This window comes from Fictibacillus barbaricus, assembly GCF_031457135.1.
Lineage (GTDB): Bacteria > Bacillota > Bacilli > Bacillales > Fictibacillaceae > Fictibacillus > Fictibacillus barbaricus_A.
This window is the reverse complement of sequence record NZ_JAVDWA010000002.1, coordinates 544295-562971: the sequence shown is the minus strand read 5'-3', so window position 1 is coordinate 562971 and position 18677 is coordinate 544295. Positions and strand designations below refer to the sequence as shown.

Sequence of the window (18677 nt, the reverse complement as noted above, 5' to 3'; positions counted from 1 at the left end):
ATGGAAGACTATATTGAACGCATCTATGCCCTGATCGAAGAGAAAGGTTACGCAAGAGTATCTGATCTTGCTGAAAACCTGGAGGTACATCCCTCTTCTGTTACGAAAATGATTCAAAAACTCGACAAAGGCAAGTATGTCGTTTATGAAAAATACAGAGGCTTTGTTTTAACTCCAAATGGGAAAAAACTCGGAAAGCGTTTAGTATACAGACATGAATTGTTAGAAGACTTTCTGAAAGTTATCGGTGTAGATGATGAAAATATCTTTCAAGATGTTGAAGGAATCGAGCATCATTTAAGTTGGAACGCGATCGACCGCATAGGTGATCTTGTTCAGTTTTTTGAAGAAGATAAAAATCGCATTAAAGATTTGAGAGAAGTACAAGCGAAAAATGAAGACCAAGAGCAATCATAATTTATTATGGTTGTTTTTTATTTGCCAAAAAGGCATAAAGGACATCTTCTGCATATTAGGATAATAGTGGAGGAGATGCTGAATGCGAATTGACGGCGTTTTTTCAGGCGGTGGAATCAAAGCTTTATCATTAATCGGCGCAGTGGAGGCTGCGGAAGATAAAGGTCTCAGTTTTGAGAGGGTTGCAGGAACAAGTGCAGGTGCGCTGATGGCTGCACTCGTAAAAGCTGGCTACAGGGCATCTGAATTAAAAGAAATCATCGACGGATTGGATTTTAGAAAATTTTTAGATAAGAGTCATACTTTTTTGCCTGTTCCGTTTACGAACTGGTTGAAGCTGTACTGGAAATTAGGGTTATTTAAGGGCGATTATTTAGAAAACTGGGTAGCTGCTTTGCTTGCAAATCGAGGGATCGTGACATTTGCAGATATACCGGAGGGAAGCTTGAAAATTATCGCATCTGATATTTCCAGAGGACGGTTAATTGTACTGCCTGATGATTTAGAGGAGTATGGACTTTTGCCAGAACGATTTCCGATTGCAAGGGCTGTCAGAATGAGCTGCAGTCTGCCTTATTTTTTTTATCCGATCAAGCTTTTCAATCGGGTCGGACAAAAAAGCTACATCGTTGACGGAGGTGTCCTTAGTAATTTTCCTATGTGGTTATTTCAAAGAAAGGACCGGATTCCGGTTCGGCCAGTGCTAGGGTTTCAGTTAAGTTCTTACCTGAATGATCATATTCCTGCCCATTATGTGAAAAATGCGTTTGATCTGTTTAGAGCGCTGTTTGAAACGATGATGCAGGCTCATGATAATCGGTATATTGATGCTTACGATGCGAGGGATATTATTTTTATGCCCGTTAAACAAGTATCTGTAATCGATTTTCAATTGTCATCTGAAGCAAAAAACGAACTTTATCAGTTTGGATATGAGCGGGCAGAACAGTTTTTGCAAGGATGGATCAATGAAAAAACATACCCTTCATACAAAAATCGAGCCTGATCCTTAAAAGGAGGCCCGATTTTTTTTCTTATTTTTTTTTCCTTCGATTACCGTTAGATTATGCTCCTTGACTCTCTTTTTCTGTGAGGCATTTTTCGTTTTTTTATTCGATGATAAAGGGGACGCTTTAGGTGATTTATTATTGGAACCATAGCGCTTCTGTGATTGTTTCACAGCTTTTTTGTATTTACCGTTAATTCCCGACGATGATGTTCTATTAAATATAAAGTAAAAAACGGCGATCACTGCTGCTCCAATCAGAAGGGTTGATATTAGTTGGCCTGGCGATGAAATCAATTGATAAAGGATTCCGACAACAGCAAGTACTATGACAAACCAAATGATAGGATGCAATCTTCTGCTATTTTGTTGCAACAGGCTCACCTCCTCATATTATACAATTTGAGTTGCGTTTTTCTCGTTTTCATAGGATGCATCACGTTTTAGCATTTCATTAAAAGAAAGAATAGATACTTCGATTTGTTTGTCATCAGGTTCTTTTGTCGTTATTAATTGCAGCCACAAACCGGGATACCCTAAGTATCTTAATACAGGTATATCTCGTAATTTATTTGTTAGCTGTAATACTTCAAATGATACCCCTAAAACGACCGGAATAAGCGCAAGCCGGGACAAAATTCTCAGCCAGAGCGGATTAAGCGGAAAGAAATAATAAATGAACATTCCTACTACGACAGTAAATAATATAAAACTGCTGCCGCACCGATAATGAAGTCTCGAGTGGCGCTTTACATTTTCAACAGTAAGTTCATCTCCTGCTTCAAATGTATTAATTACTTTATGTTCGGCTCCATGATACATAAATACTCTTTTTATAGCGGGTGTTAGTGAAACAAAATAGATATAGCTTAGTAAAAATAATAACTTGAACAAGCCTTCTAATAAGTTCTGTCCGAGATGACCAGGAACAATAAACTTGAATGACGCAGCTAATATTACGGGTACAAGCGTAAAAACAAACTTACCGAATAAAAAAGATAGGACACCAATGATCGCCATACTGAAGTATAAAGAAAGACCTGATGGTTTTTCTTCTTCTGCTGTTTGTTCTTCACCAGGTACTACGCCAAATCTTTCAGCTGAAAAGTTCAAGTGCTGTGTTCCGTTCATGCTTGCTTCAATGATGGCAATAACGCCTCTTAAAAAAGGTATCTTTTTTAATTTGCTAAGCATTGGAGCAGGTTCTTTTTTTATCTCAAAGTATTCTATTGAATCATCGTTTCTTCGAATTGCCGTTACATAGGTATGTTTTCCGGCAAACATAACCCCTTCCAGGACGGCTTGACCGCCATATGCGGGTTTTTTCTCTTTTGTCATGTTGAACCCCCAGCTATTATTTTGTAGGTACTTTCTATTCTACAGGAAAGCTGGTTAATCCTCCAGAAGGATTAAATGATTTGTATTTTTCCCATTTTATACAGGTTTTACACGGAATATGAATGAAAGGGCTGTTTCGTAATGGGTTGTGAAATTTGTGGCAATACTAGAAAGAGTCGGAGGTGTGTTCAAATGAATGAAAATATGCTTGAGCAAAATAAACAAGAATCCCAGTCTTCATTTTTCAGCCGTGTAGCGGGAATTGGTTTTTTTGGAGGTTTAATTTGGTCAGGGTTTGGATTTATTGCCTATTACTTAAACTTTTCAAAGGTGGGACCAGCATTAATTCTGGCACCATGGGCACTTGGCAAGTGGAAAGCTGAATGGCTTGGTCAGCTGATCAGTATCCTGATCGTTGCGTTGCTTTCTATATTAGTTGCAATCGGATATCGTTTTGCTTTTGCCAAAATAAACTCCATGTGGTCAGGTATTCTTTTTGGAGCTGGTTTGTGGGCAGTGGTATTTTATTTGCTGCATCCAATTTATCCGGGACTAGAGCCGATGAACGAAATTGGTAAAAATACGATAATAACAACTTTGTGCATTTATATATTATATGGTGTTTTTGTCGGATATTCTATCTCATTTGAATATAATGAGCGATTTGGTAAAACGGATGAGAAGAATCAGTCCACCCAGAGTACGTAACTATCCAAAGGATGAAAAGCTATGATAGAATGTTGTAAGAACATTCTATTTTTTTTGCCAAAAAGGTTAGGTGTAGTAAATGGAGAAAAGACAGCAAATCCTTGTCATTAATGGTCCTAATTTAAATCGGTTAGGGAAACGTGAACCAGCCATTTATGGTTCCAGCACGCTTGAAGATCTTCAAAAGGATCTTGAAAAAGAGGCAGCCGAGCTTTCTTTAAATGTTACTTTTAAACAGAGTAATAGTGAAGGAGATATCATTGATTGGATACATGATTCTGAAAATGTCCATCAAGGTATAATATTAAACGCAGGGGCTTTTACTCATTATAGTTATGCAATCAGAGATGCAATTGCCAGTGTGGATGTCCCAGTTATCGAAGTCCATTTATCCAATGTCCATGCGAGAGAAGATTTTCGTAAAGAATCAGTGATCGCGCCTGAGACAATCGGGCAGATTTCAGGATTTGGATTCTTGAGCTATAAGCTGGCACTTCAGGTATTTCGTTCGAAGTAGAGACAGGGGGAAATCATATGAATCGTATTGAAAAAGCGAGAGAACTGTTCAAGAATTTTGATCTGGATGCTTTGTTAATCACATCTTCTGCAAATCGTCTATATTTAAGCGGATTTACAGGAAGTTCAGGCGTTTTGCTGATCACAAAAGATGATGCAATACTGGTAACTGATTTTAGATACAGTGATCAATCCAGAGAGCAGGCAAAAGATTATAAAATCGTAATACATACAGCACCAATACCAGATGAAATTGCAAAACTTACAAAAGAACTTTCTATTAAAAAGCTGGGTTTTGAGCAGGATCATCTTACTTTTGCCGCATTTCGCACATATGAGGATCAATTAACTTCGTCTGATACAGAGCTTGTTCCTGTATCTGGACTTGTTGAAAAGTTGCGCTTGATTAAGGATGACTCAGAGATTAAGATAATAAAGGATGCAGCGTCAATTGCTGATGCCGCTTTTTCACATATTATTGAGTTTATACGTCCAGGAAAGACAGAACGTGAAGTATCAAATGAACTGGAGTTCTTCATGCGAAAAAATGGAGCAGCATCCTCTTCTTTTGATATTATCGTGGCATCAGGTTATCGCTCTGCACTGCCTCATGGAGTAGCATCAGATAAAATAATAGAAAAAGGTGAATTGGTTACTTTAGACTTTGGAGCATACTACAAAGGTTATTGTTCGGATATTACCCGTACTGTAGCGATCGGCGGCGTATCCGACGAGCTGAAAGAAATTTACCAAATTGTTTACGATGCACAAATGCTGGGAATGAAAGGCATTAAACCAGGAATGAGTGGAAAAGAAGCTGATGCATTAACGCGTGATTATATTGCTTCAAAAGGGTATGGCGATTATTTTGGTCATTCGACAGGACATGGAATTGGCTTAGATGTTCATGAAGGTCCTGCATTGTCATTTAAATCAGACACAATACTTGAACCGGGCATGATGGTTACAGTTGAACCAGGAATATATGTTTCAGGATTGGGCGGAGTGCGTATTGAAGATGATGCGCTGATTACGAAAGACGGGAATGAATCACTGACTCAATCCACCAAAACTCTTTTAACGATTAGTTAACCAAATCAGGAGGATTAAAACATGATTTCAGTAAATGATTTTAAAACAGGATTAACAATTGAAGTAGACGGCGGGATTTGGCAAGTACTAGAATTCCAGCATGTGAAACCAGGTAAAGGAGCAGCTTTTGTTCGCTCGAAGCTTCGTAACCTTCGTACAGGCGGAATTCAAGAAAAAACTTTCCGCGGCGGAGAAAAAGTAGCCAAAGCACATATTGAAAATCGCAAAATGCAATATCTTTATGCATCTGGTGATACTCACACGTTTATGGATAACGAATCATATGAGCAAACAGAACTGAATGCTTCACAAATTGAGTATGAGCTGAAATATTTGCTTGAAAATATGACGGTTCATATCATGACTTATCAAGGTGAAACAATCGGTGTTGAACTTCCGAATACGGTTGAATTAGTAGTAGCTGAAACAGAGCCTGGTATTAAAGGTGACACAGCTTCTGGCGGTACGAAGCCAGCTACGCTTGAAACAGGATTGATTGTGCAAGTTCCTTTCTTTGTTAACCAAGGAGACAAGCTTATTATCGATACAAGAAATGGAGCTTACGTGTCTCGTGCATAACAGAAATTAAATCATTAAATGAATCAGCCTCATTCCTTCAATGGAGTGAGGCTTTTTTGTATTCTTCCTTCCCTTCTTCTTCTCTTCTTCTCACAACTCTTCTAACCGGCTCATTATTGGCATAATACGAAAGAATCAGCCATACCTTTATAGTACGAGCCGTTAAAAGGAGATCCGGTTATGGAGAATATATTCAAACTTTTTCCAGATGAAATACAGCAACAGCTGAGAACTCAGTCTGTTCAAATTCTTCAGTCGATAGAAGAGATACGAATCAGGATCGGGCAGCCGTTAGAAATATTGTGCTCTGGAAAGCCAGTCTATCCGTCAGAAAGATTGATAACCGCCGAAGAAGCTCAAATTCTTTTGAATCGTTTAAGCCAGCATTCGTTATATGCATTAGAAGAAGAGCTAAAACGCGGATATATCACAATTGCTGGAGGCCACCGTGTCGGTCTGGCGGGGAAAGTCATCACAGAGCACGGCTTCGTAAAAGCCATTAAAGACATCAGTTCGTTTAATGTCAGGATAGCCCGACAAAAAATAGGAATCGCGGAACCGCTACTTCCTTATTTGTTTCAAAAAAATTGGATGAATACACTGCTGATTGGACCACCGCAAACCGGAAAAACAACATTGTTAAGAGACATTGCGAGGCTTGTCAGCAGTGGAGTCCGGCAAAAGAATATCCCTTCGTTTAAAGTCGGAATTGTTGATGAACGCTCGGAAATAGCAGGCTGCATAAAAGGTGTTCCGCAGCATACTCTTGGCAGGAGAGCAGATATTCTTGATGCCTGTCCGAAAGCTGAAGGAATGATGATGCTTATCCGTTCGATGAGCCCTCAAGTCTTGATCGTGGATGAAATTGGCCGAAAAGAAGACGGTGAAGCTATTTTGGAAGCGATGCACGCTGGCGTTCAGATGATTTTTACCGCACATGGAACCAGTATAGAAGATGCTTTGAAGAGACCTGTAATGTCTCCATTATCTGGTCTTTCATTGTTTCAGAGATACGTTATTTTAGGCAGAGAAAAAGGTCCGGGAACGGTACAAAAGATCTATGACGGTGATTTTAAAGAAATTTACCGGTCGTCAGGCGGTGCAGCATGATCAGCTGGATTGGTGCACTAGCTATATTGTCTGCTACTACGATTACAGGTTTTGAATTTGCCAAAAGAGTAAGAGAAAGACCAAAGAGATTGAGAGAATTAAAAGTGACCCTTCAGGCGCTTGAAGCTGAAATCATGTATGGCTCAACACCGCTGAATGAGGCATTTCAGCATATTGGAAAACCATTAAAAGAACCACTTTCTTCTTTTTTTCTAACCATTTCTGATCTGTTAAATCAAGGTGTTCTCTCTGTTCAAGAGGCCTGGGAGAAAGAGTTATCGGTTTTAGCGAAAGAGACATCCTTTAAAAGCGGAGAAATAGAAGTGCTTCGGCAATTTGGAGCAACACTCGGCAGACATGATAAGGAACATCAGCAAAAACAAATTCAATTGACGCTTGCGCACCTTAATCGTGAAGAAAAGGAAGCAAGAGACATACAGGAGCGTTATGAAAAAATGTGCAAAAGTCTTGGGGTCTTGATGGGACTTTTAATCATTATCCTTTTACTGTAACAGGAGGAAGCACGTATGGGCTTAGATGTAAATACCGTATTTCAGATTGCAGGGTTAGGTATTATTGTCGCGATGCTTCACACCGTATTAAAAATGATTGGGAAAGAGGATTATGCACATTGGGTGACATTATTAGGGTTTGTTGTAGCTCTTTTTATGGTGATCTCATTGCTTGATGACTTGTTTCAAAAAGTAAAGGATGTCTTTTTGTTCCACAGCTAAGGAGGGAGAACGCTTGGAAATCATCCAAATTGTTGGCTTTGGACTGGTTGCTGCTTTTTTAGCTTTAGTCCTTAAAGAACAAAAAGCTAATTTTGCCTTCTTAATAACACTTGTTGTAGGAGTAGGAATCTTTCTATTCCTAATCGATAAGATCGGACAGGTTTTATCGATGCTCGAGCGAATTGCGTTAAATGCCAATGTAAATATGATGTATGTAGAAACGCTATTAAAAATTATCGGAATCGCTTATATCGCCGAATTTGGTGCGCAGATTACAAGGGACGCCGGGCAAGGAGCCATTGCCTCCAAGATTGAATTAGGCGGAAAAATTCTTATACTTGTGATGGCTATTCCAATATTAACCGTCATTATTGAAACAGTTCTAACACTTATCCCCAAATAAGAAGGCGGGTTGTAAGTATGAAAAAACTTCTGATGCGGACAAGCTTTGTATTATTCATCTTCTTTTTATTCTTCTCAGAGGCGAAACCAGCAGCTGCTGCATCAAATAGTTCTTTTACAAAAGAAATTGTAGATCATCAAATTTCTTCGATGCAGCTTGATGAGGTTAAGGATTATTGGGACAGCATAACGAGAGAATATGGCGGTTTCTTGCCAGAAAGTCAAAAGGGTTCATTTTTGGAGTTTGTAAAAGGGGATAAACACTTTTCTCTAAAAGCGTACATGACAGGCTTGCTGAAATTTTCGTTTCATGAGCTGATTGTTCATGGCAAGCTTTTAGGTACTTTAATTTTACTAACCGTATTCAGCATGCTTCTTCAATCGATACAAAACGCATTTGATCGTTCGGCAATCTCGAAAGTAGCTTATGGAATCATTTATATGGTCCTCATTATACTGGCTCTTAATAGTTTCCATGTCGCAATTACGTATGCTGTTGATGCGATTGATAATATGCTGAATTTTATGATTGCCCTCATACCATTATTACTCGCTTTAATGGCGACTGTGGGAAGTATCGCATCGGTCGCTTTCTTTCATCCGGTAATTCTTTTTCTCGTAAATACGAGCGGATTGCTGATTAAAAATTTTGTACTTCCTCTTTTGTTTTTATCCGCTTTATTAAGTATTGTTTCCACAATGTCTGAACATCATAAAGTGACGCAGCTCGCAAAGTTATTAAGAAACATCGGGATTGGCACTTTAGCCATATTTTTCACCGTGTTTCTAGGTGTAATGAGCGTACAGGGAGCGACAGCAGCCGTTGCGGATGGAATTACGATTAAAACGGCAAAGTTCATAACCGGTAATTTTATTCCAGTGGTAGGACGTATGTTTACTGATGCAACAGATACTGTGATGAGTGCGTCAATCTTGTTGAAAAACTCTGTTGGAATAATAGGTGTCGTCATTCTCTTGCTGCTCGCTGTCTTTCCTGCTATTAAGGTACTGATCTTAGCATTTATCTATAACATCGCAGCGGCACTTCTTCAGCCACTAGGAGGAGGTCCGATCGTAGAATGCTTAGGAATAATCGGTAAAAGTGTCATGTTTATTTTTGCAGCTCTAATGACCGTATCCATCATGTTTTTTCTTGCAATAACCATTATCATAGCTGCTGGCAATGTAACAATGATGGTTCGTTAGGGGGTGCAGTGTGAGCTTTTTGACGGAGTGGGTAACCAATATTATCGTTCTTGTACTTTTGGCAGGAGTAATCGAACTATTATTGCCAGGAAACCAGTTTCAAAGCTATATCAAAATGGTGATCGGCTTGCTGATTCTTTTGGCAATGCTCTCACCAATATTTAAAATTCTCCATACAAATTTCGATCAAGTGTTTAAAGGAATGGATCTTCCTGCTGTTGCTAAAGAAAGTGAAATAAAAAATTCGATCGAAATAAATAAAAGTGAAATACAAGATACACAACGTGCATATATATTAAAGCAAATGGCTGTCCCATTGAAAGAACAAGTTCAGGAGGAGCTGAAAAAGACATATGGAGTAGAAATTGTCGATCTTCAAATCCAAACGGAGCGTAATCGTGAACCGTTAAAGCCTGAAGATATTTCCGGTGCAGAAGTGGTACTAGCACATTATAAAAAACAAGAAGGAATATCAGAAGTTTCGGAAGTGAATGTTTCTATTTCAAATTCGAAAAAAAGACAGCAAGAAACAGTCCCAGATGAGATTGTCCAATTTTTGGGTAAAGAGTGGGAGCTGGAAACGAAGCATATCGTTGTAAAAATGGAAGGGGGAGAGGAGTCATCCCAATGAAACATTCATTTTGGGAAGGGATAAAAAAATGGCTGCAGCTAAGTGACAAAGCAGGGAATAAACAAAAATATTTACTAATACTGCTTCTTATGGGAATTGCACTCATGTTCATCAGTAAAATGATAGACTCCCCTGCACAAACTAGCTCTATTGAAAACTTCAATACGGAATCAAAATCAAAAGCAGTTTTTAAGGAAGCAAAAGGCGTAACGAAAAAAAATATTAAATCCTATGAAGATCATTATTCAAATGAATTAAAGGATTTGCTTGAACAAATGCAAGGTGTTGGCAAAGTATCCGTCTGGGTTGAACTTTCTAGAACGGAGCAAAAAGAATACGCAACAGATGACAGCACACAGCGTCAAACGACCTCTGAAAATGATAAAAACGGCGGAAAACGAACGATAGAGGATCAAAAGGTAGATGAAAAGATTGTCATCATTTCAAATGATGGAAAAGAAGAACCCATTGTCGTTACGACTGAAAAGCCGAAGATCAAAGGTGTCGCTGTACTGGCAGAGGGTGCTGAAAAAATTCAAACAAAAGCAATGATTATTGATTTAGTAACAAAAGTTTTTGATATTGGGAGCAACGAAGTATTTGTCGGCCCAAAAAATTCTGAGGGGGAATAAAAATGTTATTAAAGAAACAAACGGTTTGGCTGTTGACGATGCTGAGTTTAATTATTGTTTTATCTGTTTATTACATTACTTCTCCAGGAAGTTCTGACGATTTAGCGTATTTGGAAGCAGGGAAGAAGTCAGGAAAAGATGCAACAGTCTCAGGAGTTGCCAGTGATGACATGTTCACGGCGCTTCGTCTAGAAAGAGATGAACTTCGTGATGAAATGGAATCAGATTATGTAGCAGTAGCCGGGTCAGAAGATGCATCAGCAGAGGTGGCAGCTGAAGCTTGGGAAAAACTGTCTGAGCTGCAGTCACTATCTATGAAAGAACAAACAGTAGAAACATTGATTAAGGCAAAAGGATTTAAAGACGCATTAGTAAATTCTGTTGATGATCATGCAGTAAAAGTAATTGTCAAAGCCGACAAACTATCTAAAAAAGATGTAGTCCAAATCATGAACTTAGCTAATGAACATCTAGGGGCAAATAAAACTGTAGCTGTTGAATTTCAAGCAGCTAAATAAGAGATGAAGAAAGCTGGATATTTATCCGGCTTTTTTCTTTTATTATCGTTTGTATTTCTTTATAATAGGTCAAAATAGATGAAAAGCTTCAATTTTTTCAGGAAACGCTTACAAAAAAACTCCCGGATTATGAAGCGTGATTGATGTATTCGTGAATCTCACTATCTATTAACAGAAAAATATGATATATTACTTTTGCTAATACCTAGTCACAAGAGATGGTACTAAAATATGGATAGGATATTAAAGGAGTCGAAATTTCATGCTAAAAATACAAGAAATTCGTGAATTAATTAAACTAATCGACAAATCAAGCATCAATGAATTTAAATTTGAAAATGACGGCGCAAAAATTGTTCTGAAGAAAAACAATTTAACGGTTGCTTCTTATCAGCAAGAAGAATCACAAGATCAACCTGTAGTACAACAAGCTGCACCTGCACCACAAGTACAGGCTGCTGCACCTGCAAAAGCAGAACCTGAAGCAAAACAAGAAACGCCAAAAGCAGAAGATGATGCTTCATTACATAAAATTGTTTCACCGATGGTTGGAACTTTTTACGCATCTCCATCACCAGACGCTGATGTTTTTGTAAAACCTGGTGATCAAATATCAAAAGACAGCATCGTTTGTATCATTGAAGCTATGAAATTATTCAATGAGATTGAATCTGAAGTGAATGGTGAAATTGTCAAGGTTTTAGTTGATAATGGACAATTAGTTGAATATGGACAGCCTCTGTTCCTTGTGAAAGCAGAATAGGGGGTATATTTATGATTAATAAGCTATTAGTAGCAAACCGTGGTGAGATTGCAGTACGTATAATTCGAGCGTGCAAAGAGCTGGGTGTTGAAACAGTAGCCGTTTATTCAGAAGCTGACAAAGATGCCTTGCATGTCCGTTTGGCGGATGAGGCTTATTGTATCGGACCGACTGCTTCTAAAGACAGTTATTTAAATTTCACAAATATTATGAGTGTAGCTACTTTAACTGGTTCAGATGCTATACACCCAGGCTATGGATTTTTGGCTGAAAATGCCGAATTTGCAGAGCTATGCCGGGAGTGCAATGTCACTTTTGTAGGCCCTAGTTCTGAAGCGATTAATAAAATGGGGATTAAAGATGTTGCAAGAGCTACAATGGCAGATGCTGGAGTGCCGATTGTTCCTGGTTCAGACGGGATCATCAGCGGGAAAGAAGAAGCCGTTGAACTAAGCGAGAAAATTGGATATCCTGTAATCATTAAAGCGACTGCCGGCGGCGGCGGAAAAGGGATCCGCGTTGCTAAGAACGAAGCTGAACTCTTAAAAGGAATCGCTATCACCCAGCAGGAAGCTGCAACTGCATTTGGAAATCCAGGTGTATATATCGAAAAATATATTGAAGACTTCCGTCATGTTGAAATTCAAGTATTAGCCGATAATCATGGGAATGTGATCCACCTTGGAGAAAGAGATTGCAGTATTCAACGACGATTGCAGAAGCTGCTGGAAGAAACACCATCCCCAGCAATTAATCCGGAAAAACGCCATGAGATGGGGGATGCTGCTGTTAAAGCCGCATTAGCTGTACAATATTCGGGTGCTGGAACGGTAGAGTTTATTTTTGACCATAATACGGGCGATTTTTATTTTATGGAAATGAATACCCGTATCCAAGTTGAACACCCTGTAACCGAGATGGTAACTGGAATTGATTTGATTAAGGAACAAATTAAAGTAGCTTCTGGCGAGAAACTAAAATATAAGCAAGAAGATATAGAATTTAATGGCTGGTCCATAGAATGCAGAATAAACGCTGAAAACCCTGATAAAAACTTCATGCCTTCAGCTGGAAAGATTGAAATGTATCTTCCTCCAGGCGGATTAGGAGTTCGTATTGATTCAGCAGTTTATCCTGGGTATACGATTCCTCCATTTTATGATTCAATGATTGCTAAAGTTATTACCTATGGAAATACTAGGAAAGAAGCGATCGATCGTATGAAGCGGGCGCTGAGTGAATTTGTTATCGAAGGCGTACACACGACTATCCCTTTCCACCTGCGTTTGTTAAACCATGAAACATTTGTAAATGGAGACTTCAATACGAAGTTTCTGGAAATCCATGATCTAACATCGAAAAGTAAATAATAGTATGGAGGTGCATGAAATGAACGAACTATCTTTTGAAATGGAAAGTTATGCTTCTGAATTAGGAAAAGTAGAAATTTCACCAGAAGTTATTGAAGTCATTGCAAGTATTGCAGCTTCGGATGTTGATGGTGTTGCTGCGATGAGGGGCAGTTTTGCAAGCGGCGTGGTAGAGCGTTTAGGAAAGAAGTCACATGGCAAGGGTGTTAAAGTTGAATTAACAGAAACGGGTATTTCCATAGACGTATATGTATCCATGAAATATGGCGTTTCTATTCCTGATGTGGCACAAAAGATCCAAGACCATATTCGCCAAGCTCTTTTAGACATGACGGCACTTGAAGCAACGGATATCAATGTGTTTGTAGTTGGGGTTCAGTTTGAGTCCAAAGAAAAACAACAAGAAGCACCTGAAATTTACTGATTAAAAGAAAATGCGAAAGAGCAGAATTCCTATTGTGGAAATCTGCTCTTTTTTAATTCCTAAAAAACTGAATGTTTTGAAGGGTTTTAGTTGTTTTGTTCGGATTGTAACCTCTGCTCTTAATATGGTATTATGCTAGATAGAAATTGTTCGCAAATAGAAAGGAAGTCGAAAGATGAAACGTAGACTTGCCAGAGAAAAAGCATTTCAATCGCTTTTTCAAATTGAAGTAAGTGACATTAGCGCCGACGAGGCAATGGAACATGTGCTGGATGGAGAACCATCTGATGAATTTTTGGAGAAAATCGTTAAAGGAACAGTAGAAAACAAGGAAGAAATTGAACGCTTTTTAACTCCATATTTAGAAAAATGGAGCTTTTCCAGACTAGCGAATGTAGAGCGTGTTGTTCTGCAAATTGCGGCATACGAATGGCTTTTCATGGACGATACACCGAAAAATGTAACGTTAAACGAAGCGATTGAAACAGCAAAAATATTTGGCGGTGAAGAAGCCGGCCGTTTTGTAAATGGTGTATTAGGAAAGATTGTTGCCGAAATCCGCAAAAAATAATTTTTTGAGGGGGAAATAGAATGACTGTTTTAGATGGAAAGCAAATTGCAAAAGAGATAAGAGAAAAGCTTGCTGATGAAATTAAAGAGCTTAAGCAAAAAGGAAATACTCCGGGCTTAGCGGTAATTTTAGTGGGTGATCATCCTGCCAGCCGCTCATATGTCCTTGCAAAGGAGAGAGCATGTAAAGAACTTGGCATGCACTCGGTTTTAAAAGAATTACCAGAGACCATTTCAGAAGGTGATTTATTAAACTGCATCCAATCCTATAACAGTGATGAACAAATTGATGGTATCCTTGTTCAGCTTCCCCTGCCTTCCCATATTAATGAATCAAAAATTATAGAAGCGATCATCCCAGAGAAAGATGTTGACGGTTTTCACCCTATCAATATCGGAAGAATGCACGCTGGCGATGAACATGCATTTATACCTTGTACACCTCTTGGTATTTTAGAGATGGTAAAGAAAACAGGCGAAGATATTTCGGGTAAGCATGTTGTTGTAGTAGGCAGAAGTAATTTAGTAGGAAAACCAGCTGGTCAATTGTTCCTTAAGGAAAATGCCACGGTTACTTATTGCCACTCAAAAACAAAAAATTTAAAAGAACAGACTCTGCAAGGTGATATTTTAATAGCAGCTGTTGGAAGACCGAATATCATTACAGAAGATATGGTGCGTCCAGGTGCTGTCGTTATTGATGTCGGTGTAAATCGGCTTGAGAGCGGTAAATTGTGCGGTGATGTTGATTTTGAAGCAATCAAATCAAAAGCAAAACATATAACACCAGTTCCAGGCGGGGTCGGACCTATGACAATCACGATGCTGATGAATAATACGGTACTTGCATCTAAATGGAGAAAGAAGATAAAGGAAGTACATTAATGCAAAACAATCGCTATGTTCCAATTTCTGCTGTTACTCGTTATATAAAGAGGCTATTTGAAAATGACGGCAATCTGCAAGAAGTTTGGGTGAAGGGTGAGCTGTCGAATGTGAAAATGCATAGCAGAGGCCATTTATATTTCACATTAAAAGATGAACAAAGCAGAGTAAGTGCTGTTATGTTTGCAGGCAATAACAAATATTTGAACTTCAAGCCCGAAGAAGGCATGAAAGTTCTGATTCAAGGCTCTTTTTCTGTTTACGAGCCACAGGGTCAATACCAGCTTTACGCAAAAACGATGCAGCAAGATGGTGTCGGAAATTTATTTTTAGCTTATGAAGCTCTAAAGAACAAACTGGAGCTTGAAGGATTATTTGATGTTTCACGAAAACGCCAGCTTCCAAAATTTCCTGTTCGTATTGGTGTTATCACTTCACCAACAGGCGCGGCAGTCAGAGATATATTCACGACCATTAAGAGGCGGTTTCCGTTAGCTTCCATTACATTATTTCCTGTACTCGTTCAAGGTCCAGGTGCTGCACCCTCGATTGTCAGGGCGATCGGTCAAGCCAATGAAATTAATAATGCAGATGTATTAATTGTTGGGCGCGGCGGTGGATCGATTGAAGAATTATGGGCCTTTAATGAAGAAATGGTAGCGCGTGCTATAGCTGATTCTAATTTACCTGTAATCTCAGCAGTTGGCCACGAGACAGACTATACAATTGCAGATTTTGTTGCAGATTTACGGGCTCCAACACCAACTGCGGCTGCTGAATTAGCGGTGCCTCACCTTGATGAACTAGGTGACAGGCTGCAGCATCGGAAAGTAAGGCTAAAACGGGTTATGGGGGAATATTACTTCGGTCTGCAGCAAAGCTTAATGCGCCTGCAAAAATCATACGCCTTTAAATATCCGACACAGCTGATTAGACAAAAAGAACAAGAGCTGGATAGAAGTATGGATAAGTTAAAGAAAACGGCGGCCATTTTTGTAGGTGAACAGCAAAAACAGCTTATACAGGCACAGAGACATCTAGCGCTGTTTTCACCAACTGGCCAGCTCAAAAAAGCAAGCGAAAGAGTAGAATCTCTTCATAAGGGATTAATAAAAGAATCTAACCGGCATTTAAAACTGCATCAAACAAATTTCTCTCATAAAATATCACGGCTCTCTTCTCTTAATCCATTGGCTATAATGGAAAGAGGATACAGTTTAACGTATAAAAAAGGGAAGACCGTGCTTGTGAAATCTATTAAACAAGTAAAAACCGGGGAAGCGTTAACGATTAAGCTAAAAGACGGACAGATCGATTGTCACATAATCGGAACGGAGGAATCCTTAAAAAATGGCAGAAAAAATGAGCAAAAAAATGACGTTTGAAGAAGCTATGGAACAGCTGGAGGAGATTGTTGAGAAACTCGAGCAAGGCGATGTTCCTTTGGAGGAAAGCATTGATCTTTATCAGCAAGGAATGAAGCTTTCAAAGCTTTGTCATACAAAACTTAAGAATGTTGAGAAAAAAATGGATACGATTTTACACGAAGATGGTGAAGAAGAGCCGTTCATCATTCAGGAGGAAGATCGTTGAGCGAATTTGAACGATATCTTAATGATAAAAAGAAAATAGTTGAAAACAGGATGTTGGATTACTTACAAGGTCTTCAAACTCCTGAAAATTTAAAAAAGGCAATGATTTACTCCGTAAGTGCTGGAGGGAAAAGACTGCGGCCTATTTTAACCTTGGCAGTTATGGAAGCTTTTCAACAAAACCCCATTCATGTTCTCGATGCAGCTTGTGCGGTTGAATTCGTTCATACGTATTCCCTTATTCATGATGATTTGCCCTCAATGGATGATGATGATTATAGAAGGGGCAAGTTAACGAGCCATAAAGTTTTTGGCGAAGCTAAAGCAATTTTAGCTGGAGATGCGTTATTAACAGAAAGCTTTACGCTTATTGCTGATAACAAGTATCTTAATGCAGATCAAAAGGTTAAAATTATTTCCCTGTTATCTGCTTCAGCAGGAGCTGCCGGCATGGTTGGCGGTCAAGTTGAAGATATTGAAGGGGAAAATAAAGAACTTTCCCTGGCTGAATTAGAGAGTATACATGAGAAGAAAACGGGTAAAATGCTGGAATGTTCTGTGTTAGCAGGCGGGATTGCTTCTGGTGCAACAGGTGATGAACTTACATATTTAAAGCATTATGCAAGACATATAGGGATCGCCTTCCAAATTCAAGATGACATTCTGGATGTAACCGGAAATCAAGAACAACTTGGTAAGCCTATTGGCAGTGATGAGGCAAATCGGAAGACAACTTATCCAAAGATTTTAGGGCTTGAAGGTGCAAAGAAAGAAATGGAAAATCACATAGAAGCCTCCTTAAGGTATTTAGGGAAAATAAACGCAGATACAGTCATATTAGTATCTATTGCGGACTACATTATAAAAAGAAACCACTAATGGATTGTTGAGTAATTGTAATTATGGTATGATATTATTTGCTTTGGAGTGGTGCAGTATTCTAGTCAGCCCCCCATTCCTGAAGGCGGGCCTAAAAATCCGCCAAAGGGCACATCGATGAAGTTCCTTGTGTTGGCTTGAGGCGCCCAGCCTTGGGTTAACGCTGGGAGTTAAGGTTGAAGGGCGATCCACAATGGCATGTGGGCGATGACCCTTCTTCCGCGGAGGCCCCCATATTTGCGGTTCGTGTTCAAAAGACCTTACTGCGAAATGGGGTTTGAACCTGCAAGGCCGCTTTTCTTGATTTCAGGAAAAGAAAAGGCGAGCAGCGTAGCCTGCCTTGAGTGGAGTTTGAGGGGATTATGGTGTGAAAAGCCAGTTTCGGTTGGCCGCTGATTTTGAGCTTTATACCATATGAAATCTTCTCTGCAAAAGAGGCTAGGGAATGTGCAAAAGGCTGTTGAGGAAAACTCCTAGACTGTTCTGTTATTTTGACACCTATTAGGGATTATAGTGCGGACTAAGTGGTAATCTAGTCTAACGTTTGGCGACAGCGTTAAGAAGAGAATAAAGGGAAACCGCGAATATGGCGACATTTCGTACTCTTCTGGGAAAACCTACTGGACCTAAGCCGCAGTCTTTACTTAATAAGGTGACCACTCCCTTATTACATAACGTGACCAAAAAAGAAGGAGTTATGCATGAAAAATTCCTTTTCAAAAACACTCAAATGGAGTACAAGCATTGCCGTTATCACTCTTGTGTTAGCGGCTATTTTTACAGTTGTATCTTCTTTCTTCTTAAATGGTGTTTCTTGGGCCATTGGGATGGGAATTGTTTTTTTAATTGTATTAAACGGTGTTATTTTTGATATTATAGGAGTTGCATCTACTGCTGCTAATGAAGTTCCATTTCATGCAATGGCATCTGAGAGGGTAACGGGTGCTAAACACGCAATTCTTATTACGAGAAATGCAGACAGGGTAGCCAATTTTTGCAACGATGTTATTGGAGATATTTCAGGTATAGTGAGCGGGACAGCTTCTGCTGCTGTTGTTGCAGAATTAACGGTTTCAATTGGAAATAACACGAGTTCCAACTTGGAATACATCGTGGCCATTATTTTTACAAGTGTAGTTGCAGCCATTACAGTAGGCGGGAAAGCACTTGGAAAATCATATGCGATTAATCACTCAACCTTTATTATTTTTCAGGTTGGGCGTTTATTATATTTTATTGAGGAAAAATTAAGAATTAAACTGCTATCGCCTGCTAAAAAAGAGAAGAAAAGGCGTTAATGGAAAG

The 18677-nt window shown here is 39.1% G+C and carries 25 protein-coding genes; 23 read left to right on the top strand and 2 right to left on the bottom strand.

Annotated features, from left to right (window positions below; genetic code table 11):
- Both mntR and J2X07_RS08245 read left to right on the top strand, forming a co-directional pair.
- On the top strand, positions 1 to 417 hold the full coding sequence (gene mntR / locus J2X07_RS08250) for a transcriptional regulator MntR (RefSeq protein WP_310258201.1): 417 nt from the start codon (positions 1 to 3) through the stop codon (positions 415 to 417).
- Between the two features lie 82 nt (positions 418 to 499).
- Entirely contained in the window at positions 500 to 1423 is a 924-nt protein-coding gene (locus tag J2X07_RS08245) for a patatin-like phospholipase family protein (RefSeq protein ID WP_310257989.1), read from the top strand.
- Positions 1424 to 1426: 3 nt separating this feature from the next.
- On the opposite strand, the gene J2X07_RS08240 is transcribed toward J2X07_RS08245, so the two are convergent.
- Positions 1427 to 1798: an SA1362 family protein gene (locus tag J2X07_RS08240; protein WP_310257988.1), complete on the bottom strand. Its 372-nt coding sequence runs from the start codon at positions 1796 to 1798 to the stop codon at positions 1427 to 1429.
- Between the two features lie 18 nt (positions 1799 to 1816).
- Positions 1817 to 2761, bottom strand: a complete 945-nt coding sequence (locus J2X07_RS08235) for a DUF1385 domain-containing protein (protein WP_310257987.1) — start codon at positions 2759 to 2761, stop codon at positions 1817 to 1819.
- Between the two features lie 192 nt (positions 2762 to 2953).
- Between J2X07_RS08235 and J2X07_RS08230 the strand changes: the two genes are divergently transcribed.
- The 21 genes from J2X07_RS08230 to J2X07_RS08130 all read left to right on the top strand — a co-directional run bounded on the left by J2X07_RS08230 (position 2954) and on the right by J2X07_RS08130 (position 18670).
- Complete coding sequence (locus J2X07_RS08230; RefSeq protein WP_310257986.1) at positions 2954 to 3469, top strand: YqhR family membrane protein; 516 nt, start codon at positions 2954 to 2956, stop codon at positions 3467 to 3469.
- Between the two features lie 79 nt (positions 3470 to 3548).
- Complete coding sequence (aroQ, locus tag J2X07_RS08225; RefSeq protein WP_310257984.1) at positions 3549 to 3986, top strand: type II 3-dehydroquinate dehydratase; 438 nt, start codon at positions 3549 to 3551, stop codon at positions 3984 to 3986.
- 17 nt (positions 3987 to 4003) lie between these two features.
- The gene (locus tag J2X07_RS08220; RefSeq protein ID WP_310257983.1) at positions 4004 to 5077 is read left to right on the top strand and encodes a M24 family metallopeptidase; all 1074 of its coding nucleotides are present in this window, start codon (positions 4004 to 4006) and stop codon (positions 5075 to 5077) included.
- A gap of 21 nt (positions 5078 to 5098) precedes the next feature.
- Positions 5099 to 5656 carry an elongation factor P gene (efp, locus tag J2X07_RS08215; RefSeq protein ID WP_310257982.1) on the top strand — a complete coding sequence of 186 codons (558 nt, stop codon included), beginning with the start codon at positions 5099 to 5101 and terminating at the stop codon, positions 5654 to 5656.
- A 180-nt stretch (positions 5657 to 5836) separates the two neighbouring features.
- On the top strand, positions 5837 to 6766 hold the full coding sequence (spoIIIAA, locus tag J2X07_RS08210) for a stage III sporulation protein AA (protein WP_310257980.1): 930 nt from the start codon (positions 5837 to 5839) through the stop codon (positions 6764 to 6766).
- On the top strand, positions 6763 to 7278 hold the full coding sequence (gene spoIIIAB, locus J2X07_RS08205) for a stage III sporulation protein SpoIIIAB (RefSeq protein WP_310257979.1): 516 nt from the start codon (positions 6763 to 6765) through the stop codon (positions 7276 to 7278). Before spoIIIAA ends, spoIIIAB begins: the two co-directional genes overlap by 4 nt.
- Before the next feature lie 15 nt (positions 7279 to 7293).
- Entirely contained in the window at positions 7294 to 7500 is a 207-nt protein-coding gene (gene spoIIIAC / locus J2X07_RS08200) for a stage III sporulation protein AC (protein ID WP_310257978.1), read from the top strand.
- Positions 7478 to 7903 (top strand): stage III sporulation protein AD, encoded by a 426-nt coding sequence (gene spoIIIAD, locus J2X07_RS08195; RefSeq protein ID WP_310257977.1) that lies wholly within the window; start codon positions 7478 to 7480, stop codon positions 7901 to 7903. Before spoIIIAC ends, spoIIIAD begins: the two co-directional genes overlap by 23 nt.
- Positions 7904 to 7920: 17 nt before the next feature.
- A complete protein-coding gene (spoIIIAE, locus tag J2X07_RS08190) occupies positions 7921 to 9108 on the top strand; it encodes a stage III sporulation protein AE (protein ID WP_310257976.1) in 1188 nt (395 codons plus the stop codon).
- A 10-nt stretch (positions 9109 to 9118) separates the two neighbouring features.
- Entirely contained in the window at positions 9119 to 9739 is a 621-nt protein-coding gene (gene spoIIIAF, locus J2X07_RS08185; RefSeq protein ID WP_310257975.1) for a stage III sporulation protein AF, read from the top strand.
- On the top strand, positions 9736 to 10371 hold the full coding sequence (gene spoIIIAG, locus J2X07_RS08180; RefSeq protein ID WP_310257974.1) for a stage III sporulation protein AG: 636 nt from the start codon (positions 9736 to 9738) through the stop codon (positions 10369 to 10371). Before spoIIIAF ends, spoIIIAG begins: the two co-directional genes overlap by 4 nt.
- Before the next feature lie 2 nt (positions 10372 to 10373).
- Entirely contained in the window at positions 10374 to 10889 is a 516-nt protein-coding gene (locus J2X07_RS08175) for a SpoIIIAH-like family protein (RefSeq protein WP_310257973.1), read from the top strand.
- 262 nt (positions 10890 to 11151) lie between these two features.
- Positions 11152 to 11652 (top strand): acetyl-CoA carboxylase biotin carboxyl carrier protein, encoded by a 501-nt coding sequence (gene accB, locus J2X07_RS08170; RefSeq protein ID WP_310257972.1) that lies wholly within the window; start codon positions 11152 to 11154, stop codon positions 11650 to 11652.
- 11 nt (positions 11653 to 11663) lie between these two features.
- Positions 11664 to 13022, top strand: a complete 1359-nt coding sequence (gene accC, locus J2X07_RS08165; protein WP_310257971.1) for an acetyl-CoA carboxylase biotin carboxylase subunit — start codon at positions 11664 to 11666, stop codon at positions 13020 to 13022.
- 19 nt (positions 13023 to 13041) lie between these two features.
- Positions 13042 to 13446, top strand: coding sequence for an Asp23/Gls24 family envelope stress response protein (locus J2X07_RS08160; RefSeq protein ID WP_310257970.1), 405 nt, complete (start codon positions 13042 to 13044; stop codon positions 13444 to 13446).
- A gap of 175 nt (positions 13447 to 13621) precedes the next feature.
- Positions 13622 to 14017 carry a transcription antitermination factor NusB gene (gene nusB, locus J2X07_RS08155; protein WP_310257969.1) on the top strand — a complete coding sequence of 132 codons (396 nt, stop codon included), beginning with the start codon at positions 13622 to 13624 and terminating at the stop codon, positions 14015 to 14017.
- 20 nt (positions 14018 to 14037) lie between these two features.
- Entirely contained in the window at positions 14038 to 14901 is an 864-nt protein-coding gene (gene folD / locus J2X07_RS08150) for a bifunctional methylenetetrahydrofolate dehydrogenase/methenyltetrahydrofolate cyclohydrolase FolD (protein WP_310257968.1), read from the top strand.
- Positions 14901 to 16286: an exodeoxyribonuclease VII large subunit gene (xseA, locus tag J2X07_RS08145; protein WP_310257967.1), complete on the top strand. Its 1386-nt coding sequence runs from the start codon at positions 14901 to 14903 to the stop codon at positions 16284 to 16286. Before folD ends, xseA begins: the two co-directional genes overlap by 1 nt.
- Complete coding sequence (locus J2X07_RS08140) at positions 16276 to 16494, top strand: exodeoxyribonuclease VII small subunit (RefSeq protein ID WP_396136056.1); 219 nt, start codon at positions 16276 to 16278, stop codon at positions 16492 to 16494. The genes xseA and J2X07_RS08140 overlap by 11 nt, the downstream gene beginning before the upstream one ends.
- On the top strand, positions 16491 to 17372 hold the full coding sequence (locus J2X07_RS08135; RefSeq protein WP_310257965.1) for a polyprenyl synthetase family protein: 882 nt from the start codon (positions 16491 to 16493) through the stop codon (positions 17370 to 17372). The genes J2X07_RS08140 and J2X07_RS08135 overlap by 4 nt, the downstream gene beginning before the upstream one ends.
- Positions 17373 to 18073: 701 nt before the next feature.
- Positions 18074 to 18670 (top strand): hypothetical protein, encoded by a 597-nt coding sequence (locus tag J2X07_RS08130; protein ID WP_310257964.1) that lies wholly within the window; start codon positions 18074 to 18076, stop codon positions 18668 to 18670.
- The last annotated feature ends 7 nt before the right edge of the window (positions 18671 to 18677 follow it).